The sequence below is a fragment of the Anaerobacillus alkalilacustris genome (genome assembly GCF_001866005.1).
Classification (GTDB): Bacteria; Bacillota; Bacilli; order Bacillales; family Anaerobacillaceae; genus Anaerobacillus; species Anaerobacillus alkalilacustris.
The window spans coordinates 1-11659 of sequence record NZ_MLQR01000047.1; the positions used below are offsets into that span (position 1 = coordinate 1).

10 protein-coding genes, 2 pseudogenes and 1 riboswitch are annotated in these 11659 nt (G+C 35.5%); of the genes and pseudogenes, 1 reads left to right on the plus strand and 11 read right to left on the minus strand.

The features are described from left to right. Positions 1-417: 417 nt before the first annotated feature. A riboswitch (cobalamin riboswitch) is annotated at positions 418-613 on the minus strand. Positions 614-710: 97 nt separating this feature from the next. The 7 genes and pseudogenes from BKP37_RS20235 to ltrA form a co-directional block, all read right to left on the minus strand. Then, positions 711-857, minus strand: coding sequence for a hypothetical protein (locus tag BKP37_RS20235; RefSeq protein ID WP_169823179.1), 147 nt, complete (start codon positions 855-857; stop codon positions 711-713). A 78-nt stretch (positions 858-935) separates the two neighbouring features. Beyond that, a complete protein-coding gene (locus tag BKP37_RS17100) occupies positions 936-1148 on the minus strand; it encodes a hypothetical protein (RefSeq protein ID WP_071310844.1) in 213 nt (70 codons plus the stop codon). Beyond that, positions 1127-1309 (minus strand): annotated as a pseudogene (locus BKP37_RS21145) (transposase); the annotation flags it as partial. The gene BKP37_RS17100 and the pseudogene BKP37_RS21145, both read right to left, overlap by 22 nt. Positions 1310-1848: 539 nt before the next feature. Then, positions 1849-2271, minus strand: a complete 423-nt coding sequence (locus BKP37_RS17105) for a hypothetical protein (protein WP_071310845.1) — start codon at positions 2269-2271, stop codon at positions 1849-1851. Between the two features lie 114 nt (positions 2272-2385). Next, positions 2386-2661 (minus strand): hypothetical protein, encoded by a 276-nt coding sequence (locus BKP37_RS17110; protein ID WP_071310846.1) that lies wholly within the window; start codon positions 2659-2661, stop codon positions 2386-2388. A gap of 139 nt (positions 2662-2800) precedes the next feature. Next, positions 2801-3307, minus strand: coding sequence for a hypothetical protein (locus tag BKP37_RS17115; protein WP_071310847.1), 507 nt, complete (start codon positions 3305-3307; stop codon positions 2801-2803). A 170-nt stretch (positions 3308-3477) separates the two neighbouring features. Beyond that, positions 3478-5247 (minus strand): group II intron reverse transcriptase/maturase, encoded by a 1770-nt coding sequence (gene ltrA / locus BKP37_RS17120; RefSeq protein WP_071310849.1) that lies wholly within the window; start codon positions 5245-5247, stop codon positions 3478-3480. Positions 5248-7039: 1792 nt separating this feature from the next. On the opposite strand from ltrA, the gene BKP37_RS17125 reads away from it, so the two are divergent. Continuing rightward, a complete protein-coding gene (locus BKP37_RS17125) occupies positions 7040-10093 on the plus strand; it encodes an efflux RND transporter permease subunit (protein ID WP_071310848.1) in 3054 nt (1017 codons plus the stop codon). Between the two features lie 120 nt (positions 10094-10213). On the opposite strand, the gene BKP37_RS21085 is transcribed toward BKP37_RS17125, so the two are convergent. From BKP37_RS21085 to BKP37_RS19485, 4 genes and pseudogenes are all read right to left on the minus strand, one after another. Beyond that, positions 10214-10474 (minus strand): hypothetical protein, encoded by a 261-nt coding sequence (locus tag BKP37_RS21085; protein ID WP_425425002.1) that lies wholly within the window; start codon positions 10472-10474, stop codon positions 10214-10216. A 66-nt stretch (positions 10475-10540) separates the two neighbouring features. Next, positions 10541-10741: a hypothetical protein gene (locus tag BKP37_RS21090; RefSeq protein WP_425425003.1), complete on the minus strand. Its 201-nt coding sequence runs from the start codon at positions 10739-10741 to the stop codon at positions 10541-10543. A 6-nt stretch (positions 10742-10747) separates the two neighbouring features. Then, positions 10748-11160: pseudogene (locus tag BKP37_RS21095) on the minus strand (type I phosphomannose isomerase catalytic subunit). Positions 11161-11492: 332 nt separating this feature from the next. Then, on the minus strand, positions 11493-11659 hold a 167-nt coding region (locus BKP37_RS19485), incomplete at its 5' end, for a zinc ribbon domain-containing protein (protein ID WP_139193171.1).

Consider the following 11659-nt stretch of genomic DNA (forward strand, 5'->3'; position numbering starts at 1 on the left):
CCACAATGTGGACACGGGAACTTAGCTCCGCGTTTGAAGTCTAAAAAGACATGAAATTGATCTGAACTTTTTACTAATTTGTAATCTTCAATATACCAAGGATCTTGAATATCTAGTGCCTCTTGAAAAAGACGGTATTCTTTATCGAAATCTTGCATTCTTATACACTCCTGACCATTTTATTAGACTTTTTATCTAGTATGGACAGGTCTTAAAATCTATAAACAAATATTATTTAGCGAGGAAGCTCAAATTTTTTACGAATAGAAACTCGTCTGAGTCCAAGTCGTACTTATTTCAAAACTACAGAATTCCCGTATCGTCGAAAAGTTACCTCGTAAGGATTTACTTCTCAAAAAAACGCAAAAAAGTCTTCAATAAGCATGGCTTTGCTTATTGAAGACTTTTCCTTCATCCTCAATTCGTACATAATTGGCAGGTCTCCTGGCTTTCGGTTCATCTTATTCCCTCGCCTTCCTGCTGACGTTATCGCAGTGGCATAATGAGGTTTCATTCCCGAGTACAGTGGTGGGTCCGCGTCGTTTCAGAGCATTATCCTCTTTCGACTTCCCTATTCTCCCAAAATTTGGACACCAATTAATGTCTATTTGTTTAAATATATTTTAAAATCAACTAAGAAATTTGTCAATTAAACTTCATCCATCGAATATCGGATTTTTTCCACTGTTGAGTTTACGTCTTCTATATCATCATTTACGATCTCTTCTAAATAAGTGGGCTTTTAATTTCACGTCTTCTTTAACGTATAACTGTTCATCCTTTTTAATGATATCGATTAATTGATTACAGAAGTTAATATGGTTTAATAAATCATTCGTACTTGGCTTAGCAGGCATTTTATATAGGTCTCGTCCTGTTTTTAAACGCTCTTCCTTAGTTGTTTTGAATGCTCGATTAAGATTTCAATGGGTGATTTAGGAGTTAAATATACTGTTCGTATGAGTGGAATCCATAATAATTTGGCCGGATTTAATGAGACCTTCTTTTAAAGCAATCTCAACAGTCTTTTTGATAAGTACATCTAATAATGAAGCGTCTTTTAATCGCAGTTTTCTAAACTTCGTTAAGCTTGTTGGATGAACAATTTTATCTTCAGGTGCTACCTCTAAAAAGTATTTAAATGACATATCAAACGTCGCTCCGCTCTTTCAATCAAATTACGGTCAGACATCGGGTGCATTACTTTGAGTAGTAATAACTTAAACATCATAATAGGGCATTTGACTGTAGCGCCAAATGCCTCATTATACATATCTTTTAACTCGTCATAGATAAATTCAAAATCAACTAAGTTATTAAACCTTCACCAACTTAATAATGCGTACGAAAAATGGAGGAGTTTCCTCTTCCTTTAATCATGAGGCAGATATATTGAGACTTTTTCAGCAGTCTCGTAAATGATACAGCCCGTTTTTTACTATCGCATTCGTTAGTTTAATTTCAGTTTTAGAAAAAGAAATAATTATCTCTCAACACTTTAAGTAAAACAGCACTACCTACTGAAGCAAATATTAATGCAAAACCAAAGTGAGTTTTAATCTTCTTTTTGTTTAATTTAGTTAAATTCAAAAATTAAAAAAAATACAATAGCAAGGCTTAAAAAGGAAATATTGCTAATTAAATTTGCATACTCAGGATAAGGGTATTGTGAATATATAATTGTTTTATCAATAAAAGCGTGAATATTGGTAGCCAAAATAAAAGTGACAAAAAGCAATGGAAATCTTAACGTCATAACTATCAACTCTGTTTCATAATTTTATTTTTTATACTGTACTAAAGCTTACCGTTAGTTCAACAAGAAACACATAATTACAAATGAAAAGCTCATTGTTTATCCAAAGAATTTTCATTTTGTCTCTTTAAATCGTTATATACTTCTAATGCTTGTTCATACATATCGTCGCTTGGCTCGATTTGATAAATTTCAACGCCATCACGCAAATGAAAAACTCCCTTATTATCTATCACTAAAACTCCTGAAATTTGGTCATTATAGACAAATGTTATTGTTATTGCTTTATCATAATTTATTTGTAGGTTAGTTTGTCCAGTATATTTAATTTGATTGTATGCACCGACAAGTGACTGAACAGTCTCCTCCTCAACCTTATTATATCCATTGTAAAAACTCTGTCCTAAGCCAATATCAAAATAATCCGCTTTAATCTTCTTTACAGTATTATCACTACAACCGTTTAACACTAAACAAACCATTACTATGAAAGAAATAAAAAATGTTCTTCTCACAATCCCAATCCCTCAGTTTCTGTATTGATGAAAATGTTTTCAAACTAACACCCAATAGGTTTAATAAGCGTCAGTTCTTGTACTGCTAACGCTCTTCGTTTGTTTAATAAGAAGTTAGGCTTCATTCTTAAATGTTTTATAATATTCTTGTCCTAAGATTATTAACCCTAATATAGTTAATAGAATTCCTACAACAAATGGAAAACCTAAAAATAAAGACTGTACAACTTCATTTCCATATTGCTTTGCTCCAAAAATTGCATGCCATAATTTCGACTTACCAGACCATGCTGTTATATTAGTTGCGTAAATAGAACCCGCTAAAATAATTGTTAAAGTAACTAATAAGCCACCTAGCATTATAAATCCACCAATTACAATTCTTTTCATTATTTGCCCCCTTATTTTTATTGTCGTCTTACTCTTCTTTATCTCAGCTAATTTCACTAAACTGCTTAAATACTGAAACAAAAGCGTCACTGTTGCTGTTGCAGTAACGCTCTTCGTTAATGCAATAAGGACAAAGTGTTTATTTTACCCTTTTAATTGTTACTGATTTGTCTGGGAAGTGTAATAACACATTTCCACCTGATGAAAATAAGACTTCAAATGATATTTTTGATTGGTCAATCGGTAGAAATTCTTGATATAACCAATCGTCTACCTCTCTGTGAAAAACACTTTTTTCATTATCAAAATTATAGTGATGGTAATTATAAAAAGAGACATTTTTAAAACCCAATACCCATAACTTCTCATTTTCTATATTATCAACATCACTTGAAATAGTGAAATGAACGCTTAAATTAAGAAGACTTTCATGTTCAATTTCCATCTTTACTAAACGATAGTCGTGAAACCCCCAGGAGTTAAAATGTTCAAAAACATCGTGGGGTAATCTGTTAGATAGCGTCTTGAATATTTCTTGATACTCAGTAACATTTTGTAGCCATTGTCTATCATTGCGGTTAAATTCTTCTTCACTGATATTGTCCATATTTTGAGCTAAATGTAAGTCATATAAAAAGTATTTCAAGTTTTACCTCTCCTATCTTCATCTTCGTACAGATAGGTAAGGATTTGAAGTTATCGCTTCCTTTTCCCCCTGTTCACACCGTACGTGCGACTTTCACCGCATACGGCGTTCCAACTAATCCAATTCATTCAATTCTATATATTTAATGAAGCTATAGTATTTATTCCAAGTTAGATTGATTCATTTTTGCATTGTTTTCGGAGTTCATTTACTTTTTCAATTTGTTTTTTGTTAAGTTGAAAGGTTTGGAGGATAGACTTGATTTTATGAACATCTTTCAGATGTACAAGTCTGTGAATGACTTCATGTAGCACAATAAGATTGGAATAACTATCATCTTTTGAAAGGTGATAGGGGTTTTTATGGTGACAGTGCCAATCACTTTTTCCAAGTTCAATTCCTAAAACAGCACATTTTCCGTATTGAGCAATAAATCGACTAATACGGTTATCATTATATTCAATCGTACGATTTGGGATAAAATGTTTCATGACGTAAGCTAGTACATTTTTATTTATCGCTTTTAGGTTCTTGTGTATCTTGGCTCTGCCTTTAGATGTATAATTGCAGATATCTTGAGAAAAACAAAGGGCAGTTTTGTGCCGTTGAGCATAGATTGGGGCAAATACCATTTTCCTAATCTTATAGAGCTTTGGCTCATATCCTTTGTAGCGTTTTTGTAATGTACTAGTCATATCAGAGAATTTCGCTTCTGTTCTGAGACTCTTTAGCCGATTATATAAGGTCTTACCTAGATAGGAGGCTAACTCACTTAGATTATTTGTGATTTGAGTGGCTGCTGCATAATAATTTTGAATTCCCATTACAACGGTATTGTAATGCCAAACCGTTTCAATGCATGGTTTCTTTTGTATCGCCTTTATTGAATCTTTTATTTTGGCAAATGCATTAGATTTGGCTTTCTTCGTCATATTCGATTGGGCGACATATCCCATTCTCGTTTTGCCTTTTCGTACGGCTTTAATCGAGAAGCCAAGGAATTCTGACGAATTCTTTTTAAGATTCATAACTTTTGATTTTTCTTCACTCGTTTCAAGATGTAGCCGAGTTTTTAGAAAGTCTTTGATAGCGTAATTCATTTTAATTGCTTGTGTCCGAGTGCGACATAAAACTTTGAAGTCATCAGCATACCTTACAATATAGCATTCTTTCAAATTCGTCTTTTTCAGTGGATAGAATTTACCAGGGTACTTATAATCAAATCTCGTATTGAAAGTTTCCCGCTGGTCACTAACCCACCAATCCAATTCATTTAATACGATATTCGAAAGAAGGGGAGATAAAATGCCCCCTTGGGGTGTTCCTTTGGTTGGAATACCTTCTACTTCAATTTCAGCTTTTAAAAGTTTTGAAATGATAGAAAGTAAGGATTTGTCCCTTATCCCAAGCGTCCAAATTTGTTTCAATAGTTTACTATGATTTACATTATCAAAGAAGCCTTTAATATCAACATCAATACAATGATGAAGTCCAGTTTGATTGATAAGAAATTCAAATCTAGCTTTCGCATGATGAGTGCTTCTGTTAGGTCTGAACCCATAGCTATGTTTATGAAACTTGGCTTCGCATATTGGTTCAAGCACTTGTAGAATACACTGTTGAAGTATTCTATCCCATATTGTAGGAATACCTAATGGTCTTGTTTTCCCATTCGCTTTCGGTATAAACACACGTCTGACTTTTTCAGGTTTATATGAACCTAGCATGAATTGTATTTTATCAATCACTTCTTCAACTGTAAGATTTTTTACATCTTCAATCGTTAATTTATTTGAGCCAGCCGTTTTACTACCTGTATTTCTTTTGATGTTCCGATAGGCAAGACGTATATTTTCATTAGAACTAATGATTTCCATTAAGTCATAGAAATTTTGACCATCGACACTTTGAGCATATAGATTATCAAAACACTGTTGCATATCATAATATTCATTGTGTCGCAGTTTCTTCCGTTTTAACAAGTCGGTGACTCCCTTGGGAGTTGAACCTCTTTTAGTCTGACAAGAACCTTATTAACCGTTAAAGAACTGTCTTACATGGTTGAATGATTCTTTATTAGTCTAGTGGCTATCCCTCCATGTGGATTAGACATTTCATCGGTACTGTGCCACCACCTTCACTGATATAAAAGTAAGTTATACAATAACTAATCTCATTATTGCTTTCCTTATTACCGTTTCATTAGGAGTAAGCCTTCCACGTTATCAGCTTACAACGTTGAATTATATCTATTATTGAATAAACTTAGGTGCTTCCTGTAAGCCTGTTAGCCGTTCATATGCCTGTAACATATCATGGATTTTCATATTAGTTAGTTTTACTCATCCACTGCTAACCTCACAATTTGGTGATATACACATTTCTATGTATCGCAGGTATAGACCCGTACATTCAGAAGTTCGTCAGCTTAACCTTTTCTTATAGGTTCTTTAGCATCCTCACCGTATTTATTCAACTCAAGCATTATGATTTACACCACCCCATCGGGTAGGCTTTCGTCAGCCAAAAATCACTGTTACGGTAAATTCTCACGCCTTTTTACCGAGCTTATAACACTATCATTCTTACTAATTTTAGTGCTACTCGACTAAGAGAGAACCCTTCAAGGCGTTACCCTATCATTTGATTCTTCAATATAATCCTTCAATTTCATTAAGAAACTGTCTACCTTTTCAATGAAGTAATGTGACCATTCTCCGTTTGGGGTAGAAACGTTTCGCACAATTATTCTGCCCGTTAGTTTAAGTGAATTTCTTCACAATCTCTTGGATCTTCACAAATAAATCATAACAGAAATTAACGAGTTATTGTTCTAGTTTCCACAAAAATGGAAATAATTCCTTTAAAACAAGTTACGTAAATGGAGGGATTATATCTTGATACTAAGCAAAGCATGGGAAGCTTACAAAGCAGAAAAGCGAATTGAAAGATTTTCACCCCATACCTTAAATGCCTACCGTCTTCAAGGGAATCTCTAAGTTCGCCACATATTATTCTTGTCTTGTTCTTTTGGCATCTGCTTCAACTGAGCTGTGTGTTGCGTCTTTAACGACTGTCTGAGATACCGCTCCCCTTAACTTACCTAAAATCACTCAAAGTTGATCATTTTTTGAAAATATTTAAGAGAAACTCTTCTTCAGGCGAAGAGTTTCTTTTCATTTCTCCTAGTGACTCAGTTACACTAGCCAGTTGACGGTATTATCCACGGACAATAGATTGTTGTTTCCAATCCCACCAAACAGTTTATATAGGGGATTTCACACCTACATAGCTCAAGCGAGGTAACTTTCCTTCTTTCTTACCAATTTAACAACGCTGTTCATAACACGATACATTGTTGTTTCACAACCTTCACATCGAATTTAAATTCTTCTCAAAAAGAAAACCATTTATATTGAAGATTAATTTAAACTACTTTTCTTAGGTGCCAAAATATCTGTAAACCCATTCTCATACGAATACTGAAATGTATTGACGGTTCTTGTGCTAGGTAGATAAAGCTTGACTATGTTTCCAAAAATCTCTTACTAAAATATCATTCAAATTTCAAGCGAAACTTCAACTTAAGCCCAGGTGCTCTGACAGCAAAAGTTTACTGGAACGACAAGCCTGTCCCCTTGTTCCTCGATAAATTCCAAGTCGTGACAGCACACCATTACTAATGGTAATATTTATAAGTATAAAATTTTAAGGTTTGGGGGTTTAAATTTTATGAATTGGTTAAAGTTTTTAGTTGGACGTAAACTAATCATTGGACTTTTTAGTATTTTTATCGTTTTGGTCGGTGCATTTTCGGTTAATAAACTAGATGTTGAACTTATGCCAGATATAACGTTCGATATGGCAGTTGTTAATATTTATGCAGGTGAAGTACCTGCCATTGATGTGGAAGAGCTGATTACGACTCCTATTGAGCAAAGGCTTTCTTCCATTAATGAGATTGATTCGTATACATCTACTTCAGCTATCGGTTACTCAAATATTACGGTCATATTTGAAAGCGGGGCTGGAGATAAAGGATTTCAGGATGTAGAAGCGATCGTAAATAGTATGAAGTCAGAGCTTCCATTTATTGAAGATAGCTATGTGTTTCAAATGGGAATGGGCTCTCCATATGAGCATTTCTTAGATATCTATGGCGGTGAAATGACTGAAATGACCGCTTTTGCTGAGGAGATCGTTAAACCACGTCTTGAATCTTTACCAGAGGTTGGTGAAGTTTTAATTTTTGGTAACGTTCAAGAAGAAGTTGTTTTAGAGCTGATCCAAGAAAAATTAGAGGAACATGGTGTTGATCCTCAACAAATTATGTATTTTCTAAATGAAGAAGACAAACGTATTTCTGTTGGCGAATTTGAGCATGGTTCAGATATTGTCACAGTAAGATGGGATACCCAAATCTCTACAATTGATACACTAAAAAATCTGCCGATTCCTACTCAAACGGGGATAATTAAGTTAAAAGATATTGCAAATGTCAAGATTGATTCACCTGAAACATCCACTGGGAGTTGGAAAAATGGTGATCCTAACTATTTATCCATTCAAATTGGTCGTTCAGGCTCAGCAACCGCTGTATCGTTATCTGATGCCGTCAGAGCTGAAGTTGATAAAATCTATGAGGAAGGCTTAGTAAATGGCTTTCAGTTTGAAGAACTAATGTCTGGTGGTCAATTTATTCAAAATTCGATAGATGACGTAAAACGGAATGTTCTAATGGGGGGACTACTCGCTCTTTTAGTCGTACTGCTCTTCTTACGTAATTTTAGAGCGATGCTTGTCATTGGAATTGCCATCCCATTGTCAATCTTGCTTACATTTACGACTATGTTTTTCTTAGAGTACTCGATTAATATGTTCTCGTTAATCGCACTTGGTTTAGGAATTGGAATGATGGTCGATGCAGCCATCGTTATTCTCGAAGCCATTTATCGTAAGCTACAGGAAGGGAAACCTCGATTAGAGGCTGTCATTGATGGAACGAAAGAAGTATCAACAGCTGTTATTGCATCGATGTTAACAACTGTTGTTGTTTTCCTGCCGATTGGTATCATGGGTGGAGAAATAGGCGAATTTATGATGCTACTTGCGGTTGTTATTATCGTTACACTCGTTAGCTCGGTTCTCGTATCGTTTACAATTATTCCGGTTCTTGCTCATGCTTTTATCAAAGTAAAAGCATCTAAAGAAAAAAAAGAAGCAAAAATTATTCGTCTTTACGGAAAGCTGATCGCTTGGATTACAAAGAAAAAATGGGGACGTTGGGTAGTTGTTTTCGGATTTTTCCTTATGTTTGTCGGCTCAATTATCGTTGGAAGTCAAGCCATCAAATTCAACTTATTACCTGACATTTATCAACGACAAGCAGAATTTATTTTAACTTTAGAAAAAGGTGTAACTCCTGAAGATCATAAAGCAATTTCTAACGCATTACACGAAGGCTTAAAAGATATGGATGATATTAAGGACTATATCGCCATTACTATGACAAATGATTTGCTCTATAGTTTTGTTAACATGACCCCTGAAGAAACAGCAACGCTATCACAAGAAAAAGTTAATGAAAACATTAGAGAATTATTAGAAGAGCTGCAAGAAGAATATCCAATCAAAGACACGTCAATGCTAGCAATGTTTGGGGCAGATGCATCTCCTGTTCAAATTAAAGTTAAGGGGCAAGACCTTGAATTAATGCAAGAAAAAGTCGAAGAAATCATCGAAGGATTGACCAAAATTGATGACTTGTTTGAAATCGGTCATTCAATGGAGCATATGCAAGCAGAGCTAAAAATGGTTATTGATGAAGAAAAAATTGAAGATGCTGGGTTAGTCCCATCACAAATACGTCATCAGCTGCAGCTAGCAACCGCAAAGCAACCGATCGGACAAATGTATCTTGACGGAAAGAACTTACCGATCATGCTGACAACAGACCATGATATTACCACAACAAAAGACTTAGAAAAAATCGAAATTCAGACATTTGAAAGCATTAAAAAACTATCAGATTTTGTTTCTTTTGAAACCATTGAATCTCCGATCGAAATTTATCATGACAACGGCGAGCGAATTATCACTGTTCGTGCAAATTATGATGGTGGAGATTTAGGATCGATTAACCGCGAAGTGCAAGCAATGTTAAATGATTTAGATCGTTCTGGACTGAGCATCACTACCGGAGGCGATTTATCTGAACAAGACGAAGTTTTTCAAGATTTAATTCTTATCTTTTTTATCGCGATTTTTTTAGTATATGTCGTTATGGCAGTTCAATTTAATAGCCTTAGCCATCCATTTGTCATTATGTCGATCATTCCGATGACAATTGTTGGTGTCGTGCTTGGTGTTGTGATTACACAAGTTGAGTTTAGTGTCATGTCAGGGATGGGAGTTGTTATGCTGATTGGAATTGTATTAAACAATGCAATTCTCTTAATTGATCGTACAAAGCAATTACGACAACAAGAAATCGCTATTGGTGAAGCACTTATTCAAGCAGGAAAAAATCGAATGCGTCCAATTTTTCTAACAACACTTACAACAGCAGCAGGAATGCTTCCATTAGCATTAGCAACTGGTGGTTCTAGTGCATTCCAAGCACCTATGGCTACTGTTGTTATCTCTGGTTTACTTTTTGCAACGATGATCACATTAATCCTCATCCCAGCTGTATACCTCATCTTTGATGATATTTTCGGCTGGCCAAAAAGAAGAAGAGCTAGAAAAATAAGTAAAATGATTGAAACTAGTCACTCAGAAGAATAACATTTAGTGGGGCCGGGCGATGCTGCCTGGCTCTTCGGTTACTCGTCTTATACTAATCCTCATCCGCCTTTCCCAAATAACGTTTGCTTATCTGGCATTACTTCTCCAATATCACCATAATTAAGGATGTGACACAATCACGGTGATTTTTCCTTCTACTTCAACTCTACCTACTTGGTTAGATAGTAAAAAGTGATCACCTTTTTGAAATAGATAGGTTCCTGCTCCCGTTTTCAGTTCACCACAACCTTCAATCACGCTACAAATTAGGAAGTCTTCTGTTACTTCATATGATAAACTAGTTTGGATCTCCCACTTATATACGGAGAAATAATTCGCTCGTACGAATGTTACTCTTGATGCTCCTTCATATACGTTCACCAGTGGTGCTGTGGCGTTATCTTGATGTGGAATGTTTGATACCTCAATTGCTTGTTCAAGGTGCAGTTAACGTGTACGGCCATCGGGGTCTACTCGATCATAGTCATATACACGGTAAGTTATATCTGAACTTTGTTGTGTTTCTAAAATTAGTACACCTGCTCCAATCGCATGGATCGTGCCACTTGGTACGTAGAAGAAGTCACCTTTTTGAACTTTGAGACGACTAAGTAATTTGTTCCATTGACCAGTTTCGATCATTTCCACAAATTTTTATTTCGTTTTAGCCTGATGTCCAATAATAATTTCTGCTCCTGGTTCACAGTCAATCACATACCAGCATTCTGTTTTCCCTGGGTCACCATTCTCAACTTTAGAAGCGTAATGATCGTCAGGATGAATTTGTACCGATAAATTATTTTTTGCATCAAGGATCTTCGTCAATAACGGAAACTTAGCTTCAGTTCGATTTCCGAATAACTTTTGATGATGTTCCCATAAATACGATAATGTTTTACCTTCGAATCTTCCTGATTTGACGATACTTTCTCCATTGAATGCGCAGAAATAGCCCAACATTCACCGGTTTGTTCTGGTGGAATATGATATCCAAACAGTCTGTGTAATCGATCTCCGCCCCAAATTCGCTCTTTGAAAACTGGTTCTAAAAAAATGGGTTGCTTCACGATCTCACTTCCCTTTCCTTGTTAATTAAAACCTTCAGTAAAACTACTTGAATTGGTGTCATTATCTTCATATTGGCAGAGAAAAAGGAACTGAATACTCAATAGAAAAATTTAAGCTATGGTTAAAATACGCTAGTAGTCAACGACCCACCACTTAACGACCTTGCGGTCTGTTTGAAGTGGGGGCTTGCGTCTGTCAGAGTTTGACAGTGCTTCTTACCCTCGCAGAGAACAACTACGCTTGTTCCTACCCAGTAGTGCGAACGAGCCATGCTCTCCTACCTTAGCGTGGTGGAACATAAGGACGGTTGACTTCGCCCCTACCGCAAGAGTTATACTCCTGTGGTAACTACACCAATATGTTCAATTCCCTTACGGTGTAGATTCATTGCACCAATACGATCATCATTTGATTGATATTGGCAATTTTTACATTTGAATGTGTGTAGTTTTTTATTGCGATTTGCTTTTTCAACGTGTCCACATTTAGGGCAAGTTT